Genomic DNA, 21,428 nt, shown 5'->3' with positions numbered 1-21,428 from the left:
GCAAATCTTGGTCGTTTGACTAATCCTTGCCCACTTAGTTCAATCCTTATGACAATACTAAGCTAAAAAACCGTTCTAGCTATCTAAATTAGCTTTAAGGAACGTGGCTGTTCATGCCAAGGGGAATTAATAACGTCTTTCGTACAAAGGGCATCCCGATCAAAGAATCAGGATGCCCGGATAGTGATTAATGAAAATCCCTGCTTTCACTTGCTGCGAAGGTGGCAACCAAAGCCTAGTTCACGGCCCTGGACAGCGGTTTTAACCACTCTTTTATAAGAGCTGGCCAAGCTGACTTGTTCATCCAGTTTAACAAAGGCTTTACGCTGTTTTACTGCTTGAGTTTTCATCACATGTACTCCTGTTTGCCAACATGTAGCACAGCTTATCCAAGCTGCGCATGGGAGCTACTTATGCCGCCTGCTGGCGGCCTAAAGATGCTCGAACGACTTCATGAACATACGGATGTTTGTCGCTCATAGCCTGAGAGTAAAAATCGACACTTCCTGCCTCCATCGCCAGAACGGCTTCCCATGCCAACCCCCGCGTACGGAAGCACGGGTGACTTCGGGCGATATGCAACAGCAACTCAATACTGTTTTCATCTTCCAAAGTCTGAATTGCTTTGAAAATATTGGTGCGTAAACTCAACTCGTTGACCTGACCGATAATCGTCTGCTTATCCACATCGAAAAAGTACTGAAGCTTTGGTTCACCGGGGCGGGGCAAAATCAGATTGACCGAGATTGAAAGATCATCGGGCGGGTACTGGGTATGTACATCTTTGCTGGCAAAGTAATACATTAATTTACCCACCGGAAACGTGGTATCTTCCTTAAATCTCAACTCCACCTCTTCACCGGGATAACCCACTACCCTGTCATAATCGTATTCGTAGATAACCGTTCGATAACCAGAACCGGAATAACTGCAGGTCAGAAAATCAAAATTGTGATCATGCCCGTCGTAATAAGATAACAACTCATCTGCAGCCAACTCTTCCATTGGCAGCCAGACAACGGCCCTGATCGCGTAATATGAGCCATAGTGCAGCACGAAAGTAGGAGGCTTGTAGTCGTTACCTTTTTGAAAATCAGCCAGATGACGGAGCTGCTCCGTAAAATATCGAGCCAGAAACGTCCGATTATTACACAGTTTCAATAGCTCATCGGCGTGTGCAATCGCTGCTTCAGGACGCCGCATTTCCGGATGACTTTCACAAAAATCAATGTATTCTTCCAGCGAAGATTCCGCCCGGGTTTGCGAATAAACGGTGCAGGTCATGACAACTATCCCTCCCCGCTGGTCAGATTAACCAGCGTTTGTCTGGCTGATTTGGCCAGCGACTGATTGGTGTCATTCACAAGGTGCTGCTGCAACAGTTCAATGCCCCGCTGCTCATTTAATTTGTAAACACTTTCCGCTGCTTCCCAGCGAACAAAGTGATCAAAGTCAGAAGTCGCCAATGCCTCCAGCGTATCAGCGTATTCTTCACTTCCCATGTCTCCAATCACTCTGACTGCCAGCTGAATGCGGGACTTCTGCAGGTTATTGTCGGTAAGATTCAGAGGCTGCAGAGACTCTCGTTCATAAACCCAGGTAACAGAACCTCTTGGCAGCGAGTGGATAATCAATAAAGGCGCTTTGGTATCCGCATTCTCAAGATCAACGATATCCCGGTAAGCATGGAACACCACCGGGCTGAACGGATCAAGCCGATGACTGACCGGTGCCACCAGAGGTTCCGGCCGCTCAAACAGATGATTAACGTCTAGCAGCGCTCTATAAACAGGTATACTAACCGGTTCTGAACTCAGACTTACGACAATCATGTCAAATTCACTGGCACAGATTGTCTGATGATTCAGAACGCCCTCTCCGACCACAACCAGTGACAGGTTAAACTCTCCGGATTCTGCAAGATGAACCTGATCAGAGTATGCGGATTTACCTTCACTAACCGATTGTTTGAGTACCGCCTCCAGAACACTGTTAAATAACTGGCAGGCTAACGCATGATTAAATTCGGTGAACAACTCGCAAAAATCAGCAAACACAAACCCTTTACGGGTCATTAACTGTTCTGCCATCGAAGTCATTCCGGCAATCGTCATTGGAGAGGACATAACGAACCTCCTGCCATTTGTAAAAGCAAAAAACTTTCACGAAAGATGAACCAAGGAGAAATTTACGAACCAAAATTCAATTTAACGTCACACAAATATCAGTCACAGATTGTTTGTGAGCAGAATATAGAGCAGCAAACAGTGGTTGTGAAATACACAATTCCTATAACAGCAATTTGTAATTCAAATTAAATTCTTGAATTCATCTTCTATTCAGGTAAACCATGACAAACACCCTTACAAATACTCCGGCTTGCTGGCATCATCCGAAGAAAACTCAGTGACAAACAAAAAAGCAAGGTAAGCGAAGTGAATAAAACAACAGGGTTTGCCCCCATGCCAGACGACCATGGTTATTTTGGTGATTATGGCGGTGCCATGGTTCCTCCTGCTCTGGAAAAAGCCATTGCCGATGTTGACAGGGCCTACCGGGAAATCCGTAATGATCCTGATTTCCGAAAAGAACTGCTCGATCTTTATAAACACTACGTTGGTCGTCCAAGCCCTGTCTTCTATGCCAAGCGACTGTCGGATCATCTTGGCGGTGCAAAGATCTACCTGAAGCGGGAAGACCTGAACCATACCGGCGCGCACAAAATCAATCACGCCATTGGTGAAGCCCTGCTGGCGAAGTACATGGGCAAAGCAAAGGTGGTGGCCGAAACTGGCGCCGGGCAACACGGTGTAGCAATGGCAACAGCCTGCGCACTGGTCGGCATCGACTGTGAAATCCATATGGGACAGATCGATATTGAAAAAGAAGCGCCCAACGTAACGCGTATGAAAATACTGGGCTGTAAAGTCGTTGCCGTTACCCGCGGAACCAAAACCCTTAAAGATGCCGTGGACAGCGCTTTTGAAGCCTACCTGAGTGATCCGGACAGTCAGCTCTATGCCATTGGCTCTGTGGTCGGGCCTCATCCGTTCCCCATGATGGTCCGTGATTTCCAGCAGATTATTGGCGAAGAAGCCCGGGATCAGTTTCAGGAAATGACTGGCAGACTGCCAGACTATCTGATGGCATGCGTGGGAGGCGGCAGCAACGCCATTGGCCTGTTTACCGCTTTCCTTCAGGATGAATCGGTCAACATCATTGGCATAGAACCCGCAGGGAAAGGGCTGGACACTCCGGATCACGCAGCCACATTAACGCTGGGCAAACCCGGTGCAGTACACGGCTTCAAATGTTACGTACTTCAGGATGACGCCGGAGAACCATTACCGGTTCACTCCATTGCCTCGGGTCTTGATTATCCCGGAGTTGGGCCGCAGCACAGCTATTTAAAAGACATAGGTCGTATTGAATATCAGAGTGCAACGGATCAGGAATGTCTGGATGCCTTTATGACACTGTCCAGAAAAGAGGGCATTATTCCGGCACTGGAAAGTGCGCATGCGGTGGCCGGTGCCATAAAGCTGGCTCCTCAGCTGTCAAAAAACCAGAGCATCCTTATCAACCTGAGCGGCAGGGGCGACAAAGATATCGATTTCGTGGTCAGACAACTCAATCTGTAACACGCTGACATATAAAAAGCACTTGTCTTTTATATGAAAACTTTTATTTAAGACAAAAAAACCGGGAGGACACCCTCCCGGCTCAAGAAGCAACAATTAAGTGCCAGATCAGCTATCGTAGCCTAAACGTCTGCGTTCCTCTGCATTCATATAAGGGAACGGAGCCACATAAACATCATCAGGTACTTCGTACTCTTCGCGAGCACCTTCCAGCTCTTTCATCATGTTGTCGCGAACTTCTTTGTACTCTGGATTTTCGAAAATGTTGTTCATTTCGTGCGGATCGGTATTCAGGTCATACATTTCATACAAACCCTTACCGTCGTTTTCAGAGTAGAAGTGAATCAGCTTGTAATCTTCCGTACGCACACCGTCATGACGAGGAACGTTATGAGCGCCCTGCATGTAGTAGTGGTAGTAAATACGGTTTCGACCTTCCTGCCACTGCTCATCGGTCATTTCTCCCTTCAGAACATCCAGGAAAGAAAGACCTTGCATCTCATCAGGTGCTTCCATACCTGCAGCCGCCATAAAGGTCGGACCGTAGTCGATATTCTGGATCATCGCGTCAGGTCTTAAACCCGGCTCAATGTGACCAGGCCAGCGGATGATGAATGGCATTTTCAGGCCTTCTTCATACATATAACGCTTTTCAGCCCAACCGTGTTCACCGATGAAGAAGCTCTGGTCGGAGCTGTAAACAACAATCGTGTTCTCAACCAGATCATTTGCTTCCAGATAGTCCAGCAGACGACCAATGCTGTCATCCATACTAACGACAGTACCAGCATATTCCTTCATAAAGCGCTGATACATCATTTGTGTACGAGGCTTCTTCTCCTCAGGCGTCAGTCTTCTGTAAACACGCTTGTATGGCTCAGTCTGGATTTTTTCCCAGTACTCAGAGTTCATGTCATCATAAGCAGCGTGCCACGCATCACGCTGCTCTTCAGTCATGCGATTCATCCAGCTATCATGCGCCCAGCGCTGATGTTCGTTCATGCTGGCAAACCAGTCTTCACGAATTTTGGCGCGCTCTGGTGTTGTCGCTGCCGGAGGGAAAGCATTAATACCTTCATGGTTCATACCATAAAGTTCCATCCACGCCTTATCGGCATGCTCACCACGAGTGGAGTAATCATCGTGCAGTGTTTCCGGCTCCGGGAACACGTGATCTTTAAAGGTTTCCAGATGCTCAAGCGAAGGACGACGAGGTGTGTGCGGCGCCTTGTACTGAACCTTCAGCAGGAATGGCTGACCCTCTTCCCGTGAGTTTTCCAGCCAGTCAATGGACTTGTCCGTAATAATGTCGGCGGAATAGCCTTCTACGGTATAGCTTTCACCTTTGTTGTTAATAAACTCAGGCTGATAGAAGGTTCCCTGACCGCCGGAACCACTCAGTACTGTTGCATAGCCAAACTCGTTTACCGGTGTTGGCTGCATGTGCCACTTACCCACCAGCGCGGTCTGGTAGCCCGCCTCTTCCATCAGTTTAGGGAAGATTGTCTGATCAGGATTCCAGCGAGAGGTATTATCGATAACACCGTTCAGGTGAGAGTGCTTACCGGTCATTACCGTTGCACGGCTTGGCTGACAGATAGAGTTGGCAACGAAGGAGTTCTGGAACAGGGCACCGTCTTGCGCGATCCGGTCAATGTTTGGAGTCGGTACCAGGTCAGAGCCATAAGAGCTGATAGCTCGTGTTGAGTGGTCATCCGAGAAGATGAAGACAATATTTGGCTGTGTCTGAACCGCTGTAGCAGCCTGTACTGACAGAGCAGCAGCGGTCAGCAACGCCCCTGCTCCTGTTAAAAATGCAGATCGAGTAAAGTCCATTGTATTCCTTTCTATCTGAAGAAACGACTTGCCAGTTCATTATTGAAACGTTTCGCATTATGTACAACTTCGAACTGTACCTGCAAGGTATGTGTGGGCTTTTCTTTTGAAATGATCGCTTTTGTGACTTGAATCAACGTTGAGCTATTTTATGAGCAGTCGCCAAAAAATCGTATAAATCAGTAAATAACGGGGCTCGCAACTAAGCGACAAAGTACATATATCTACAGATTACGCCGATATCCATAGATATTAACTTAATTTACAACCCCAACACTAATGCTTAAACATTTCTATAAAATACCTGTTTACAGTTTGAGCTACATGGAAAAATCTGGTTTCCAGCCCTACTTTCAGGAATGCATTATCTGGCCAGACGGCCTATCCCTGCTCGCTCTCACTAGCAGCGGCAAACAGTTTTTTTACAAAGGAACTGGAGTCACTGCCTGCCTGTTTTAAAAGCTCTGCTTTGGACTGTGGAAGAATCGACACCAGCGAGAAGTAAGCCATAGAACGCACTCTGGGATGAGCATGCCTTTCGGCAATAGCGAGCAACCGCTCAACGGTTTGATTGTTGTGCAGGAGTTTGGCGATTTGAAACAGTCTTGTTGTGGTCGCCATGGGGTCAAGGTGATGAGTGATTACCCAGGTTTCAGGATCAAAAGCACACTGCTCAAGCGCATCAGGATGAGAGGGAAAAATCAGATTAATGGAAACGGATAAACTCTCAGGCGGATACTGCACATGGATATCTTCCGTATGCCGGTAAAACATCAGTTTACCCGGCGTCAGCAAGGTATCTTCCTGAAAGGCGGCCTCAACCGACTCCCCAACCAGACCTGCCATCCGGCTTTTGTCGCACAAATGGACAATCGTTCTGTATCCGGGCCCATAACAACCACAGGTAAGAAAATCAAAATGATGGTTGTGCGTAACACCATACCCCAGAGAGATGGCATCTTCCGAGTCAGGTTCATCGCAGGGGAGCCACAATACCGCCCGAACTGAAAATGCATTGCAACTGAACAGATAAAAGCTGGGCGGTGTGAAATCTGTTTTTACATTGTACTGTTCAACATTCTTTAAACGGGCATTAAGAAAATCAAGAAGGAATGTCTGATTATTCGCCAGACGACGCAGCATAAAAGCACTTGCAAGAACCTGATCCCGGTCATTTAAGTGCGCCTGTGAACGACAAAAATCAATATACTCCTCCAGTTCAATCTGTTCCTGATCGGAGCAGTCCACTGTAATCGTCATACGAGTCACCGGATTCGCTTATGGGCGGGCAGAGTGCCCAAAAAGACAAGATAGGTTATAACCAGTACCAACAGTGAAAACAGAGATAATACTTTAGGAGTACCGTCCTGATGGACAATCAAAAAAATATTGACGATGCTCGCCATAGATGAAAACAGAATAAACATTAACGACACAGCCTGCATGGCCCACTTGTCATTGTTCTGTAGAACGCCCGCCAGAGTATTGGTTAAAATAAAGCCGGACAGGGCAAATAGCATGATGGGCAACATCTGATTCAGAGTGTCTGCCTGATGGAAAATCAAATCCATCACGGTTGTCAGCAGCGTCAGAAAAATAAGTAACGGTATGCTGTGATGCACAATATAAAGATAGTCATGTCTTTTCAGCAGCAAACCATTAAACACACTGACCAGCATCCGGCTTAAATACAAGACACTTAACAGATAGCTGTAGGTAATTGGCCGAAGTTTAAAGTACTCAAGATAAAGAAAGGCAGAGTTGCTCACATAAATCTGACAGACAATGGCAACTCCGGTATTACAAATCAGAAAAGCCAGTGTGTAACGATCCGTCAGCATGCTTTTCCAATGCCATAAACAGGATTTGTAATATCTGACACAGTCAACAGGATGAGCAGGCTCGGGCTTTTTCAGCATACGCCTGCAAACCAGACTCACCACCACGGCATACACCAGAATGATTGCATACACATATTGCCAGCTCAGGCAGGATGCAATGAACGTACCCAGCTCAGCCCCTGCCATTGGGACGATAAAACCTATGGCCGTGATGTAAGACAGGACACGGGCCACTTCATTGTCTTCATAACATTCGTTCACCATCGCAGGTACGACTGTCATCAAACCTGCGGATGCTACGCCCTGTAAGGCCCGACCAATAAAAAACAGACAGGTTTCCACTGAGACCAGGCAACACAGCGTGCCTGTTACAAACACCACTAACGACCAGTAAAGACAGTGCAGCCGAAAGCCCGCATCAGACAGCAGGGCCACCACCGGCATGGCAAACACCTGAGTCAGAACAAACAGAGGCAACGCTAACTGAAACTCTGTAGAGCTAACAGCAAGAGACCTGGCAATATCAGGCAGAATGGGAAGAAAAAAGGTAACAGGCAGCATGGGCAGTATGGACACTGCCCCCATCAAGGCTACCTGTCTGGCTTTTGACAAACGCCGCAGCGGTGCCAGAGGCGGTAGCATTTTATTCATTTAAAGTATGTTCATTTTCAATGTAACGCCAGAAAACCCGATCTCTCAAAAGCCCCAGATAAGCTTTTTTTAAGGCTTCATTATCCAGCCCTGCCAGCATTCGGGTGACCGGAACCTGAGCTCCACTCCCTTTCCAGTCAAAACGGTGGAATGCGCCAATAGCGAGAGAACGTAGGTGAGCCTGATCGTCTTCCATTCCTGATTTAACTGCGTCTAACACATTAATCAGACCTAAAGGTTCACAGGTTCGGGTTGCTGGTTCACAATACAAATTCTTCAGCTGCGGAAAGTAGTGGTTTAATACGGGGTCGTCTTTCAACTGTGACAGCTTGGCAGACACTTTAAAAAACTGTTTGCTGCTCTTGATGCACACTCCTTCCGTCAGACAGTCCGACACACCCAGTTCATGAAACAGCCAGATTCTGTCTTCCTGACGAATAATTGCATCCGTCAGAGCCTTAACTACCCTGAAATCTGTTTCATACAGACCGCCCAAAAACTCTTTTGAAAAAGCACTGGAAGCCTCGCGGTCAAGCTTAAGAACCCCGGCTCTCAGCGCCTTTAGAGTGCTATTATCCCACTTTGAAGTGTTATCAGGGTTCATACCTTCTTTTCGATGCAAGGAAACCCGCTGTTGAAACTGCTCATCCTTTTCCCTGTAATCCAGAGTTAAATCACTGTACTGAATATCGTCCTGATCCAGATTCATTTCCTGACGCATCACCTCCCGCTTTAACCGGAAATATTCAGGAAATAATGTATGCGCTGCAGCCCCAACACCGTAATAAGCACGCCAGACATCATCTTTCCCGGTAAAACGGTCAACTCCCATAAGCTCCAGTCGTCGATAAAAAGCGTTGGTCATGGCAGAGAAATAAGCGAAGAACTGCATCATTTCTGTTTTGATGTCTGCCACATTCTGAAACTCCTCGCGAATGGACGGGCGTTTTAACTGGTTTAATCGTTCAAGAACAGTTTTCTTTTCCCGATTCACAGGTCGGTCAGACTGAACAATACTTTCCGCTACGCTCCCTGACAGCAACGCCTCAGCCGCGCGGACCTGGTTGCCAGTGGCAGTTGCCAGCAACATCACCGTTAACACATTTATACTTATGACCTGTTTTATTGCTTTCACAATGCTAGTACTCCTGAGTCACTAATACAGTCAGGCAGGCATGGGCTAATGAGCATAGACAGATATTTTCATATCGTTTTTTTCTTTGACCCTGTGCCGGAGTACTCTTATTCTGAAAAAGCGGGTATTTATAACGACGAGGTTGCAGCATTGAAGAAAATTAAAAACGAAACCGAACTGGTTCGGGAAGCATTGCGCATTGGTGCCATTTACGTTGAAAAGCGAAAAGCAGCCAAGTTTGAACAGACCGACTCTTCTCGCCAGAAAATCGAATACCTGTACCGGCTACTGGTACACGACAATCTCATCCAACCACTGGTCAAAGGTCAGGAGTCAGAGCAGAACATGAAACATAAACTGGCTTTGTGGATTTCACGACAACTGCCTGAGGGTCACCCTTTACTGAAGTAGCTATTAATAAAGTAACGATTAATCAAGTCGTCATTACATTTCATATGTCCAGTAAAAACAGGAAAGCGGCCGTAAAAACCAGTACACTGACGCCCCTTTGAATATCAGCACTTTACAATCAACATGCCTGCCAAACTGAAATGCCCCGTCTGCTCGCAGCTTTTACAACCGACAGACAGCGGGGCAGCCTGTACCAGCAACCATCAATTCGACCGTGCCCGTCAGGGGTATCTGAACCTGCTGCCCAGCCATAAAATGCGTAGCAAACACCCGGGGGACGACAAGCAAATGATTCAGGCGCGCAACCGTTTTCTTGACAGTGGGCATTATGAACCTGTTATCAATGCCCTTGTAGATGCTACCCGCACTGCCACAGACAACATCAATCAGCCTGTGATTCTGGATGCAGGTTGTGGAGAAGGTTACTACACTGCCCGATTACACGACGCTTTTCCACAAGCAGCAGTGTGTGGCTTTGATATATCCAAACCCGCTATCCAGGCCTGCTGCCGTCGCAGTCAATCTGTTCAGTGGCTGGTTGCCAGCGTCAATGATATTCCGATACCAGACAATCAGGTCGATACCATTATCAGCGTATTTTCCCGCTGCGACTGGCAAGAGTTCGGTCGTGTCCTCAAACCCGGAGGCAACGTTCTGGTTCTGGCTCCCGGCGAACATCACCTGTATGCACTGCGACAGGTGATTTATGAAGAAGTCCGCCCTTATCCGGTAGACAAGCTGGTCAGTCAGCTGCCGGAGCATTTTGAGCTGGTGGAAAATGGTTCAGTGAAAGGTACAATGAATCTGAATTCGTCAGAGTTAATTCTTGACCTGTTGGCCATGACACCGCACTACTGGCATGTTAAGCCGTCACAAAAACAACAACTGTCCGAGCTAACATCGCTTGCATGTGGTATTGATATGAAACTCTACACCATCGCCTACCAACCTTCAGAGAGTTAAGATTTTGATCAATATTGACGAGATCGAATGGGACGAATGGACTCATGGTGAACAGTACGGTGTTCGTAGCAAGTGCCTGAGTGACAACGCTGGCGGTCAGGCTATTGCAACCCGCATGCAGGAGCTGGAACCGGGCAAACAGTCAACACCACTGCATTTTCACACAGCGGAAGAAGAGCATCTGTTTATCGTCGAAGGTGAATGTACCCTGCTCCATGGTGAAGAATACATTCACATGATTGCCGGAGACTACGTCTGCTTTATGCCTGGCGATGACCGCGGACACGCCCTGCACAACCATTCTGAAGCCATATGTCGTTATCTGATTATCGGCCAGCGGGATCAGAAGGATACCGTCGTTTATCCGGAAGAACGTCAAGTGCATGTAAAGGCATTAGATCAGATATTCTACGACAACTAACTTATATTTCGGTTTTCCACTATTTTATTGTTCGGCGTCAATTTCTGAATACTGACACAAGGGTATAAATGTCAATGTAGACGTTAGCTTTTGTTGTCTTTTGTAAAGGAGAGGTCGCTATGAACACATCAATAAAGAATACGACCGGCAGCAATGACGCCTTCATGAAGTATGCTCCCAAAGCCGTTGCACTGCTTTGCCTGCTGACCGTTGTTTCCTTTACCTCCTTTCTGACCCGGGGCTGGGCTCTGATGGACTTCAACATCGCCGTAGTTGCAGCTCTTTCCGCCCTGGTTCTTTTGCTGAATATCCAGCTCGCCAGGGGGGTGGCAATAAACCCAAAAAAGAAATTACTGATCCGGATTATGCACCGCTGCAGCTATGTGCCATACCTGTTCGGTATTTACCTCTTTCTGTTTAAGGGGTTCTGGAGTCTGACCATTATGGTGAAGTCTTTCTCCATCATGCTGGCGGTGATGAGCCTGTTTTACCTGATCTGTGGACACTTCGTGGTTAACGCCGGTTTCCAGAGTTGCCCCATGGCAAGACTGAAGGTGCAGAACCGATAATCATTAAGCGGGAGCAAACCTCCCGCGTTGGATTCTTAGTTGCAGAAATAGCTGCAGAAATAGCTGCAAAAATAACGACCAGAAAAGTATCAAATCAAATCCTTCAAAAACAGGCCAGTAAGCCACTCTGGCCTTGGAACCAGCACAAATATAAAGGATACTTGCCCTTTTAAGCTGTAACCTCTCCCTTTTCCTATGCCAATACCCAAAGAGCCTGTCTCCATCTGGTATCTGAACATGGAGCACGAACACGAGCTGGTCAGAAAACCACTGCCCAATGCCCGTTTCGAGATACGTGAATGCCTTGAGAAGCAGTTTGAAGTTAACCGGTTTTTCTACCAGTTTGTGGGCCGGCACTGGAACTGGAACGACAAACTCAGCTGGAGCGATAAGCAGTGGCAGGATTATGCAGAAACCCCAAACCGTCGAACCTGGATCGCTTATGTTGATAACAGTCCTGCCGGTTACTTTGAACTGAGCAAAAACAGCGACAATATCGTCGAGCTTGACTATTTTGGTCTGACCGAGCGTTTTGTTGGCAAAGGCTACGGTGGCGGATTCCTCAGTCTTGCTATCGAGGCAGCATGGCAATGGAACGCTCACCGGGTACAAGTCAATACCTGCTCAAAAGACCATCCTGGTGCCCTGAAGAACTATCAGGCGCGAGGTTTTCGCCTCTATAAAACGGTTACCGATACACCCAACTGACTTATGACCAACACTGCAAAGAAAAACACGGTTTCCATTGAAACCAAAAAAGAAGCATTAAAAATTGCCCGGGCAACCCAGAAGCCCGGACAAAGCAAAGAACAAACACGATTGATTGCCATGGGCATTCAGAAAGGCATTGACCAATACAAAAAGCAGCAGAAGGCGAAAGCCAGAGAGCTGGATAAGCGCCTGAAGATGATTAAACGACACAGGGAAACCAAACCGGTGGTTGAAAAGATCACCGAAACAACAACGTCTGTCGTTTACCGACAAAACAGGTTGCCTTGGATATTGCTTGGCCTGAGCTGGGCAACAATGGCAGGCTACCTGTATTATCTGAACATTTAAAAAATCTTGCCGACCAGCAGCGAACACAGGCCGGTGATGATCACAATCCCGGCAAGGTTCAGGATCAGCCCGCTGCGCACCATTTGCCGAATCGACAGCATGCCGGAACCAAATACAATGGCATTCGGCGGTGTTGCCACCGGCAGCATAAAGGCACAACTGGCTGCAATGGCAGCCGGAATGGCCAGCATCTGAGGATCCATACCCAAAGAAACAGCCAGCGCCCCCAGAGGCGGTAAAAAGGCAGCGGTGGTTGCGGTATTACTGGTGATTTCCGTCAGGAAGATAATCACTGTCACCACCAGTCCAATAGCCATCAGCAACGGCATACCCTCCAGAATATTCATATTGTCCGCAATCCATTCTGCCAGACCGGTTTTTCGAATCATGGCCGCAAGGCTCAGACCACCACCAAACAAAAGCAGAACATCCCAGGGCAGTCGTTGAATATCTTTCCAGACCATCAGGAAGGCCAGTTCTTTCCAGCGAACCGGTATAACAAACAGGGCAATAGCGCCACACAGGGCAATGGTCGTGTCAGTCAGGGCAAGATCAGGGAAGTGTCGCAGAATAAGGGGTCGAAACACCCAGCCAGCCGCTGTCAGCATGAAAATGGTGGCGACCATCTTTTCCCCTCTGGACAAGCCACCCATGTCGCTCAGCTGTTGTTTTAACGACAGCCTGACCGTTTCATTTTCTTCCGTACACAAACGATAGCCACCGCGGCTTAGCCACCAGCCCGTGATAATCAGCATCAGTACACTGGTCGGAACACCTATCACCAGCCATTGGGCAAAGCCCAGTTCAACATCGTATTGCTCCTGCATAAAAGCTGCCAGTAATGCGTTAGGAGGCGTGCCAATCAGGGTCGCAAAGCCACCGATAGAAGCTCCGTAAGCGATGGCAAGCAATAATGCGCCGGGAAACTCACCCTGATGATGGTTATGCTCTCGCATCATGGCGATGACCGACATACCAATGGGCAGCATCATAATGGCTGTGGCAGTGTTCGACACCCACATACTGATAAAGGCTGTAGCCACCATGAAGCCGATCACCTGGCGCCGCTCTCCGGTTCCGCTGGCTAACATGGTGTGCAGGGCAATGCGCCGGTGCAGGTTCCACCGCTCCATCGCCAGCCCGAGCATAAAGCCACCCATAAACAGGAATATCACAGGGTGTGCATAGGGTGCTGCCACCTTGTCGAGGTCTGAAAGATCAAGCAGTGGGGCCAGAAGCAGAGGCAGCAATGCCGTGATTGGTATGGGAAGAGCCTCTGTAGACCAGAACACAGCCATCATCATGGCCAGACCGGCACAACGCCAGGCCGGGGCACTCATGCCTGCCGGAGGAGGCACCAGCAGTGTCAAACCCAACAGAACCACTCCTAAAACAAAACCGGTTAGCCAGCGAATCACGCCCGATTCCACATCAGACGCTGGCGTTTCATTTTCAGAAGGGGGGTGAGACATAGTGCATTCCTGATGGTCATTCTGTAAATGTGTCGGTCATTGACCTGATCTATTGAGCTGCAACGATGAGTCAGCAGCTAAGAGGAACAAGTCAAAACAGCGTTGATTAATATGTAAAATTGTTTATATAACGCTCACGAATGACGAAGGTTAGTTCTAAAATAACATCGCTTCGGAAGGATTCCATCTAGTACCAGAAATAACCAGTAAGTAACAAGCAAGTGCTAAAGGTTATATAGATCAAAAAATTAGTGCTTCCTTGCCGTAAGATCAGACCTGCAATTACAGTTCGGCACCCCTTGAGGATGAAGCTGGATTATTCAGCTTAAACACATCATTAATCCCGTGATCTTTATCTTCGAAATCAATTTCATCACCTGTCTGGTAGTGACCTGTTTTATCAACACTGCAGTACTTATGACCACGAATCATCGCCTGAAGCAGACAATATTCCGTGCTATACCCCAAACCATAAACCGAGTGGGTCGCAAACGACTGGCCGTTCCGAATCGCCCAACCATCCCCAACCCAGCTTACGTCCGGAAGCGCTTTGCGCTTGGCCTGCAAATCAGACATTTGTAACCGGCCTTCTCCCACTTCCGCATCAAACAACTTGCACCTCCCCACCTGGTTGACTTTTCCAAAGCCAATGTTGCCTTCGGGCAGGGGTCTGGCGCAAAAAATCACTTCGCTGGAATCAACATACTCTGGCTTTTCTATGGAACAAGACTTGAATAAACCTGCCAGAGAGGCTGAATCCAATACCCATTTATCAGAAGGATCGGGACTGTATTTACTATTCTCATGCAAGGGAATTTTCTGCAGCCGGGATTTGACATCATCAGCCGTTGCATCCAGCCATAAATAATCAGCACTCCGTTTAACGATATGGCCGCCATTGATTAACGCTTCATAGGCACAAAAGTGCCCGGGATGACCAGAACTTTGATCCGTTTCATCCAGATCGAGAGCTGTCCTGCCGAAGTACCACTGCAACTTGCCGGACACCACTTCATTCTCGGCAAGAATGCACAGACTGCCATCCGCCGGAGGAATTGACCGGTGTTGCCAGCAAGGTTCGCTATTGGCAACCAATGAAAACAACAAAGCAAAAGGAAGGCTGGCATTGAGGACTTTTCTCATTACCCTATCTCCTTATTTTCTAACCGTTGCAGCATTAGTGAACGGTTACAGTGAATGAATCAGAACGACCTGCTGGCCAAATGGACTTCTCTATGAGCAGAGGTCCTGACTAGGAGGCTGTCCGAGAATAGACTGCCCTACTGCTGACAGCAAATTGGTCTGAAAAATCGCTTTTGTTCGTCAAATAGCTTGCTATTCTCCTCACAAAACCGATTTTTCAACCTCAATTTTCTGCCATCCTCGCTACGGGCGCTATTCTCGGACAGCCTCCTAGAGACCCATAGAGCCTTGCTTTAGTTCCCGAAAAGCAACCATTTCCACCATTCACATGCGAACTTCCACTGAGAACAGTCATCGCAGAGCTCTGTTATACTGGCTGCTTTTATTATCAGCAAAAAAGAGTCTGCCTTGAGTCAAGCCCTGTTTTCCAGCCTGCCGCTGCCACCCGCCTTGTTAGACAACCTGAAAACCATTGGTTATCGCGAGATGACGACTATCCAGCAACAGAGCCTGCCTCTGGCACTGGACGGCAAAGACCTGATTGCCAAAGCCAAAACCGGTAGCGGCAAAACAGCGGCGTTCAGTATTCCGATGCTGACGAAAATCCGTCAACGTTATTTCGGCTGTCAGGCTCTGGTGCTGTGTCCGACCCGGGAACTGGCGACTCAGGTGGCCAATGAAATTCGCAAACTGGCTCGTTATCAACAGAACATAAAAGTAGTGACATTGTGTGGCGGGCAACCCATCGGGCCGCAGATTGGTTCACTGGCGCATGGTGCTCACATTATTGTTGGTACACCGGGCCGCATTCAGGATCATTTACGCAAACGTACTCTCTCCCTTGAAAAGGTGAGCACGCTGGTTCTCGACGAAGCAGACCGTATGCTGGATATGGGCTTTATTGATGCCATTGAGAACATCATCGACCATACACCGAACTATCGTCAGACCCTGCTCTTTTCTGCCACCTATCCAAAAGGCATTCGCCAGCTCAGTGACCGCTTCCAGCATGAACCGGAAGAAGTCACCGTCGAGTCCGTCCACAGTCATCAGCATATTGCGCAGGCTTTTTATCAGGCTGAACACCATGAAAAACCGGCCGTATTACACAAACTGCTGGCACACCACCAGCCTGCTTCCTGTGTCATTTTCTGCAACACCAAACAGACCTGTAAGGACGTAGGTGTAGAACTTTACAATCTCGGTTACAAACCTCTGGTGCTCCATGGCGATATGGATCAGAAAGAACGTGACCAGATGCTGGTGCGTTTTTCCAACCAGAGTTCCAACATTCTGATTGCTACCGACGTTGCGGCCCGTGGTCTGGATATTGACGATCTGGCTTGTGTCATCAACTACGACCTCAGCCGTGATCCGGAAGTGCATGTTCACCGTATTGGTCGAACCGGCCGTGCCGGTAAAGATGGTCTGGCTTTCAGTCTCTTTACTTCTAAAGAACGCTATAAGCTGGAACGGATTGAAGACATTCTGAAAGCAGAACTGGTTCAATCCGATGCCGGGCAACTCCCTTCACCCAAAGCCGATGCCCCTAAAGCCCCGATGGCAACACTGGCCATTGATGGTGGTCGCAAAAACAAAGTCAGACCCGGCGATATTCTTGGTGCATTAACAGGCGATGCCGGTATTGCCGGAGATCAGGTCGGCAAAATCAATATCTTTGATTTTGTGGCGTACGTTGCTGTCAAAAGGGAGTCGGCTCGACAGGCTTTGAGCCGACTGGAGAAAGGCAAGATCAAAGGCAGAAAGTTTAAAGTTCGCCGGATTTAATACCAATTCCGTTTTCTAAATATCACCATGAGCAAGCTATTTCAAATCGCTGGGCAAGGAAGAACGACGAGTAATAGCTGGCTATTGCGAGGAGTTCTGACGCAGAGCCAGTGGTTTGAAATGGCTGCGCAATTCATGTTTAGAAGATGGAATTGGTATAAGTCGCCAATGGCAACCAAATAGACACCAACAGGCCACGGTCGTTATTTTCAAGCTGAATATCACCACCGTGGCTATGAATAATGTTTCGGGCAATGGACATGCCCAAACCAATCCCGCCCGTTTCACGATTTCGTGACTCTTCCATTCGCACAAACGGCTCAAACACCCGCTCGATCATGGCGTCCGGAATGCCATCCCCTTCATCCTGTATCTGTATGCGTACATTGTCCTGCTCTGCAGACATGCTTACGCAGGCGACTGAACCGTATTTGGCAGCGTTCTCGATCAGGTTACGCAGCGCTCGCTTCAGACTTACCAAACGACAATGCGCAATAACTTCCTGACCTTCCTGATAGTGCACATTCAAGCCAATGTCCTGCAAATCTTCACACAGGCTGTCCAGCAAAGCATCCAGATCCACCGGGCGGGTGGGTTCGTTGTCGGAAGCCTGTCGCATAAAGGCCAGAGTGGCTTCAGACATCTGGTGCATTTCATCCAGCGTCGCCAGTAGCTGATCGGCGTCAGGGCCCGGCTCCATTAACTCTACTCTCAGCCGCATGGAAGTAATCGGTGTTCTCAGGTCATGGGACAGGGCTGCCAGCATACGGGTTCGATCCGCCACAAACCGTTGCAGCCGCTCATTCATCAAATTAAACGCTCTGATCAGTTCGCGGATGTCCTCAGGCCCTTCCTCTCTTAAGGGCTCAATCTTTTCACCCAGTCCCAGACGGTTTGAAGCAAACGACAGTTTTCTAATAGGCCGGGTAATACGCCGAACCATGAAAATGATACCAATCAGAACACACAGCGTTGATATTCCCATCAGAAATGCTGTTCTTTTCGCCAGCAACGGCATGACATTGGGTGTCGCTGATTGCATGTTCAGCCACTGTCCGTCTTTCAGCTGAATGGAAACATTCAGAAACAGCAGGTTAGGACGGTGTTTGCGGTATTCATTGTCCCGCCTGCGTTCCTCCCAGTATCTTGCACGACGGGGAGGGATCATTTCTTCAGAACGCTCACTGGCAAGATTGACCCTGATCTGACGCCCCGAGTCCGGATCATTAAAGTAGCGGGCAATGCGACTGATCAGCATCTGTTCTTCGGGAGAAAAATTATCTGCGGGTACCAGACTCTGGTCTGATAACCGGAAAAAGGCATTTTCACGACGAGACGTTTTCAATATCGACCGATGCAAACTGGCCGGACTGGCTTCCAGCACCTCTGCCAACGTGGCGGACTGCCGAATCAGCATGCTCTGATTAATGCGATTCACCGCCGCTTTATGAGCATCACCTGCCATCCACAGACTGATGGCAAGCGCCATTGCCATCCCTGACAACACCACTAGAATCATCTGACTTGCCAGACTTTTTGGCCAGAGTCGTGATGAACGTAATTTGCTAAAGCGTTTAATCAAATGTTATTTACCTTCATAAGAACACAGGCAGAAGTACACCATTCAGGAAGCAACGCTCGCCGTAAATGAATAACCGCCGCCCCAGACCGTTTTGATCAACCTTGGATTTTTGGGGTCTTCTTCGATTTTCTTACGCAACCGGCTGATCTGGTTATCAATACTGCGATCAAAAGGCAGTGCTTCACGGCCTTTGGTCATATCCAGTAGTTGATCGCGGCTTAATACTTTCTTGGTGTGATTTAAAAAGACCGTCAGCAGACGAAATTCAGATGTACTCAGCGGCACCAACAGTCCGTCCTGACGTTCCAGCTGATGCTGATTGAGGTCCAGCGTCCAGCCTTCAAAGCGCATTTTTTCAGGTTCACTGGCTGTCTGTTGTCTGGGACGAACTTCGCTCATTCTTCTGATAACGGCTTTGACGCGTGCCAGCAGTTCTCTTGGACTGAATGGTTTAGATATGTAGTCGTCCGCACCCATTTCCAGACCAACAATCGTATCCGTTTCTTCACCCAATGCCGTGAGCATAATAACCGGTGGGCCACCATTGTCTTTCAAATAGCGACACAAGCTCAGCCCGTCTTCTTCCGGCATCATGATGTCGAGAATCACCAGATCCACCGAAGCACCGGCCAACACCTGACGCATTTGCTGCCCACCGTCAGCCAGACTGACCTGAAAACCATGTTGTCCCAGGTAACGCCCTAACAGATCACGAATTTCATCGTGATCATCGACTACGAGAATATGCTGTTGTTCTGCCATGGTTCTAACACCGTACGACCTCTCTTTCATTCGATTATACGGGCTCAAATTAAGGAAAGTTGTATCAAATATTATCAGCCTGACAAAAAGCGCAGACGGCTGATACAAATTGCGACAATTGAGGGCAGCACAGAGATATTTCTGAGACATACCCACGCTTTAATGAGAAGCGTAAACCAAACAAACGAGGACGGGTTCATGAACAGAAAAACATCTATTGCTTTTATTGCCGCTGGCCTGATTGCTGGCACATCCGCTTTTGCTATGTCAGTTGAGACAGAGAACAACGAAGTCCGGATGATGGGCGGCAAGCACCGCTCCGCCATGATGATGAGCAAACTGTCCACACACATGGACAAAGAGTTTACGACCGATCAGGTTCGTACCCTGTCTGAAGCCCGACTGATTATGCAGGGCAACCCGAATGTACGGGTGGATGAAGTCAAGCCAACAGAAAATGGCTACAGCGTAACCATTGTCACTCAGGACAACTCTTTAGTAGAAGAGCTGAAGCTGGCTAAGAATGCCATGCCACTGGAACGCTACGAAGCTCTGCAGAAACGCATGGAAAACCGCAGTAGCGGCGAACTCCGTGAACGAATGAAAGACCGTGGAGAACGAAAGGCCAGAGCCGGACAGCGCGGGCACAAAGGCCCGCGTGGGCAGGCTGGTCATAAGATGATGGCACGGGAATTCACGGCGGACCAGATTGAAACCCTGACCGAAGCCAAACTGATTATGCGTGGCAATGACAACCTTAAATTAGGCAAGGTCACCAGCACCGATAATGGCTACAACGTAACCATCGTCACTCAGGACAACTCATTGGTAGAAGAACAACAGCTGGCGAAGAACGGCATGCCTCTGGACAGGTTTGAAAAAATTCAAAAGCGTATTGAAGCCCGTAAAGCAAAGGTTGATGCTAAATGACTGAAGACTGCTGATTGACTGAAGATTTCGTTGCTATTTTCCCGCATCCTTTGATGCGGGATTTTTTTGCGAAATTAAACTATTAATGTCGTTTTCCCTGTCGGTAAATCCGGAAACACATTGGCTATGTGCTGATCAGACATCTTCCAATGCTGCTGCATAGCAGTGCCTATCCAGTGTCTTATATCCGAGGTTGGCATCAGATCACGCCCCTCATACAGTTGGGATGACTTCAGTCCCGGCCATTCACCCAGTACCTGACCACCTTTTACAGCACCTCCGGCCAGTAACAATGCTGAAGCCGTTCCATGATCCGTGCCCATGGTTCCGTTAACCTTTACGGTTCGACCAAACTCGGTGGCAATAATCACCAAGGTTTCTTTCCAGACACTGCCCAGTTCTTTTTTCAAAGACCCCATGCCTTCGTCGAGCTGCTGCAGTTGCCGGTTCAGGCGAAATACCTCGTTATCATGAGTGTCCCAGCCGCCCATTTCGAGCATCAGGGCATTGGGTGAGTTGTCGTCCTTCAGCAACAATCCGGCCGCTTTTGCCAGAGCTTCAAAATGCGCTTTTTTATTACCGCTCACAGCCCCTTCCGCCATGGCGCGGGTTTGCAACCCCTGCTCCAGTCGCTCCCTGAGCAAATCATCCGACTGATACAGCTTGAACAGCTGACTGTATAAGTCATCTTCTGCCACCCTGAAACGGGATGGAAACCATGTGGAAGCATTCGCCTGCCCACGCATGCTGACAGGCAGAGAATGAGCCACAGCCAGCCCCTGTTTTGAAGTGGCCTTCAACGCCCTGCCCAACCAGCCACTGTCGTGATTAATGGTCGTCAGACCACTTTCCAGAAAGTCCTGACCCTCAAAATGCGAACGTGAACGATAGGGTGAAGCGACTGCCACAACGGGTGCCATCTCTTTATTCTGATACCAGTCATAAAGATGGTTCAGCGCAGGGTGCAAACCAAAGCCCTGTCCCAGCGAATTCAGATCATCAATTACAGGTTCGGCCAGTGCACGACGATGCTTCATTAAATCCTTATCAAAGGCAGGGACGACGGTTTGCAGTGAATCCATCCCTCCGCGAAGCATCACCCAGACCACTTTACGTGAAGATGAAGCCTGTTTGTCATCACCAAAGGCAAACGGTGCATTTAAGGAAACCGGAGCGACTGACAGCCCCATACCCAGCATTTTGATCAGTTCTCTGCGTTTCATT

Annotated in this window: 21 protein-coding genes; 9 read left to right on the top strand and 12 right to left on the bottom strand. The window is 48.4% G+C overall.

What is annotated here, in order from left to right; all coding sequences use genetic code 11:
* Positions 1 to 206 precede the first annotated feature (206 nt).
* The 3 genes from EZMO1_RS26505 to EZMO1_RS03280 form a co-directional block, all read right to left on the bottom strand.
* On the bottom strand, positions 207 to 350 hold the full coding sequence (locus EZMO1_RS26505; RefSeq protein WP_160174134.1) for a hypothetical protein: 144 nt from the start codon (positions 348 to 350) through the stop codon (positions 207 to 209).
* 61 nt (positions 351 to 411) lie between these two features.
* On the bottom strand, positions 412 to 1,284 hold the full coding sequence (locus EZMO1_RS03285) for a hypothetical protein (protein WP_034879663.1): 873 nt from the start codon (positions 1,282 to 1,284) through the stop codon (positions 412 to 414).
* Between the two features lie 5 nt (positions 1,285 to 1,289).
* Positions 1,290 to 2,126: a HEAT repeat domain-containing protein gene (locus EZMO1_RS03280; RefSeq protein WP_082212372.1), complete on the bottom strand. Its 837-nt coding sequence runs from the start codon at positions 2,124 to 2,126 to the stop codon at positions 1,290 to 1,292.
* 336 nt (positions 2,127 to 2,462) lie between these two features.
* Here EZMO1_RS03280 and trpB point away from each other — a divergent pair, with 336 nt between their 5' ends.
* A complete protein-coding gene (trpB, locus tag EZMO1_RS03275; RefSeq protein ID WP_034879660.1) occupies positions 2,463 to 3,641 on the top strand; it encodes a tryptophan synthase subunit beta in 1,179 nt (392 codons plus the stop codon).
* A gap of 108 nt (positions 3,642 to 3,749) precedes the next feature.
* Here trpB and EZMO1_RS03270 read toward each other — a convergent pair whose 3' ends face one another.
* From EZMO1_RS03270 to EZMO1_RS03255, 4 genes are all read right to left on the bottom strand, one after another.
* On the bottom strand, positions 3,750 to 5,477 hold the full coding sequence (locus EZMO1_RS03270; protein WP_034879658.1) for a sulfatase family protein: 1,728 nt from the start codon (positions 5,475 to 5,477) through the stop codon (positions 3,750 to 3,752).
* A gap of 381 nt (positions 5,478 to 5,858) precedes the next feature.
* The gene (locus EZMO1_RS03265) at positions 5,859 to 6,737 is read right to left on the bottom strand and encodes a hypothetical protein (protein ID WP_051790729.1); all 879 of its coding nucleotides are present in this window, start codon (positions 6,735 to 6,737) and stop codon (positions 5,859 to 5,861) included.
* Positions 6,738 to 6,742: 5 nt separating this feature from the next.
* Positions 6,743 to 7,969 (bottom strand): MFS transporter, encoded by a 1,227-nt coding sequence (locus EZMO1_RS03260; protein ID WP_082212371.1) that lies wholly within the window; start codon positions 7,967 to 7,969, stop codon positions 6,743 to 6,745.
* Complete coding sequence (locus tag EZMO1_RS03255) at positions 7,962 to 9,104, bottom strand: hypothetical protein (protein ID WP_145912447.1); 1,143 nt, start codon at positions 9,102 to 9,104, stop codon at positions 7,962 to 7,964. Before EZMO1_RS03255 ends, EZMO1_RS03260 begins: the two co-directional genes overlap by 8 nt.
* 48 nt (positions 9,105 to 9,152) lie before the next feature.
* Between EZMO1_RS03255 and EZMO1_RS03250 the strand changes: the two genes are divergently transcribed.
* The 6 genes from EZMO1_RS03250 to EZMO1_RS03225 all read left to right on the top strand — a co-directional run bounded on the left by EZMO1_RS03250 (position 9,153) and on the right by EZMO1_RS03225 (position 12,527).
* A complete protein-coding gene (locus EZMO1_RS03250) occupies positions 9,153 to 9,515 on the top strand; it encodes a DUF5062 family protein (RefSeq protein ID WP_330217142.1) in 363 nt (120 codons plus the stop codon).
* Between the two features lie 123 nt (positions 9,516 to 9,638).
* Entirely contained in the window at positions 9,639 to 10,478 is an 840-nt protein-coding gene (locus EZMO1_RS03245; protein WP_034879652.1) for a putative RNA methyltransferase, read from the top strand.
* A gap of 4 nt (positions 10,479 to 10,482) precedes the next feature.
* Positions 10,483 to 10,899 (top strand): cupin domain-containing protein, encoded by a 417-nt coding sequence (locus EZMO1_RS03240; protein WP_051790728.1) that lies wholly within the window; start codon positions 10,483 to 10,485, stop codon positions 10,897 to 10,899.
* A 119-nt stretch (positions 10,900 to 11,018) separates the two neighbouring features.
* Positions 11,019 to 11,468 (top strand): hypothetical protein, encoded by a 450-nt coding sequence (locus EZMO1_RS03235; protein WP_034879647.1) that lies wholly within the window; start codon positions 11,019 to 11,021, stop codon positions 11,466 to 11,468.
* 195 nt (positions 11,469 to 11,663) lie between these two features.
* Complete coding sequence (locus EZMO1_RS03230; RefSeq protein ID WP_034879645.1) at positions 11,664 to 12,176, top strand: GNAT family N-acetyltransferase; 513 nt, start codon at positions 11,664 to 11,666, stop codon at positions 12,174 to 12,176.
* 3 nt (positions 12,177 to 12,179) lie between these two features.
* A complete protein-coding gene (locus EZMO1_RS03225) occupies positions 12,180 to 12,527 on the top strand; it encodes a DUF2956 domain-containing protein (protein ID WP_034879642.1) in 348 nt (115 codons plus the stop codon).
* On the opposite strand, the gene EZMO1_RS03220 is transcribed toward EZMO1_RS03225, so the two are convergent.
* Both EZMO1_RS03220 and EZMO1_RS03215 read right to left on the bottom strand, forming a co-directional pair.
* The gene (locus tag EZMO1_RS03220; RefSeq protein ID WP_034879639.1) at positions 12,524 to 13,999 is read right to left on the bottom strand and encodes an SLC13 family permease; all 1,476 of its coding nucleotides are present in this window, start codon (positions 13,997 to 13,999) and stop codon (positions 12,524 to 12,526) included. The genes EZMO1_RS03225 and EZMO1_RS03220 overlap by 4 nt on opposite strands.
* A gap of 282 nt (positions 14,000 to 14,281) precedes the next feature.
* On the bottom strand, positions 14,282 to 15,142 hold the full coding sequence (locus EZMO1_RS03215) for a hypothetical protein (RefSeq protein WP_034879637.1): 861 nt from the start codon (positions 15,140 to 15,142) through the stop codon (positions 14,282 to 14,284).
* 408 nt (positions 15,143 to 15,550) lie between these two features.
* On the opposite strand from EZMO1_RS03215, the gene dbpA reads away from it, so the two are divergent.
* Positions 15,551 to 16,930: an ATP-dependent RNA helicase DbpA gene (dbpA, locus tag EZMO1_RS03210; RefSeq protein ID WP_034879636.1), complete on the top strand. Its 1,380-nt coding sequence runs from the start codon at positions 15,551 to 15,553 to the stop codon at positions 16,928 to 16,930.
* 139 nt (positions 16,931 to 17,069) lie between these two features.
* Here dbpA and EZMO1_RS03205 read toward each other — a convergent pair whose 3' ends face one another.
* Together EZMO1_RS03205 and EZMO1_RS03200 are read right to left on the bottom strand one after the other, a co-directional pair.
* Positions 17,070 to 18,512 (bottom strand): ATP-binding protein, encoded by a 1,443-nt coding sequence (locus EZMO1_RS03205; protein WP_034879634.1) that lies wholly within the window; start codon positions 18,510 to 18,512, stop codon positions 17,070 to 17,072.
* Between the two features lie 42 nt (positions 18,513 to 18,554).
* Positions 18,555 to 19,274: a response regulator gene (locus EZMO1_RS03200; RefSeq protein ID WP_034879632.1), complete on the bottom strand. Its 720-nt coding sequence runs from the start codon at positions 19,272 to 19,274 to the stop codon at positions 18,555 to 18,557.
* Positions 19,275 to 19,472: 198 nt separating this feature from the next.
* Between EZMO1_RS03200 and EZMO1_RS03195 the strand changes: the two genes are divergently transcribed.
* Positions 19,473 to 20,204, top strand: a complete 732-nt coding sequence (locus EZMO1_RS03195) for a hypothetical protein (protein ID WP_145912446.1) — start codon at positions 19,473 to 19,475, stop codon at positions 20,202 to 20,204.
* Between the two features lie 74 nt (positions 20,205 to 20,278).
* Here EZMO1_RS03195 and EZMO1_RS03190 read toward each other — a convergent pair whose 3' ends face one another.
* A complete protein-coding gene (locus tag EZMO1_RS03190; protein ID WP_034879628.1) occupies positions 20,279 to 21,427 on the bottom strand; it encodes a DUF1501 domain-containing protein in 1,149 nt (382 codons plus the stop codon).
* Position 21,428: the final 1 nt, after the last annotated feature.

The sequence above is a fragment of the Endozoicomonas montiporae CL-33 genome, assembly GCF_001583435.1.
GTDB classification, from domain to species: Bacteria; Pseudomonadota; Gammaproteobacteria; order Pseudomonadales; family Endozoicomonadaceae; genus Endozoicomonas_A; species Endozoicomonas_A montiporae.
This window is presented reverse-complemented; position numbering and strand designations above follow the sequence as displayed.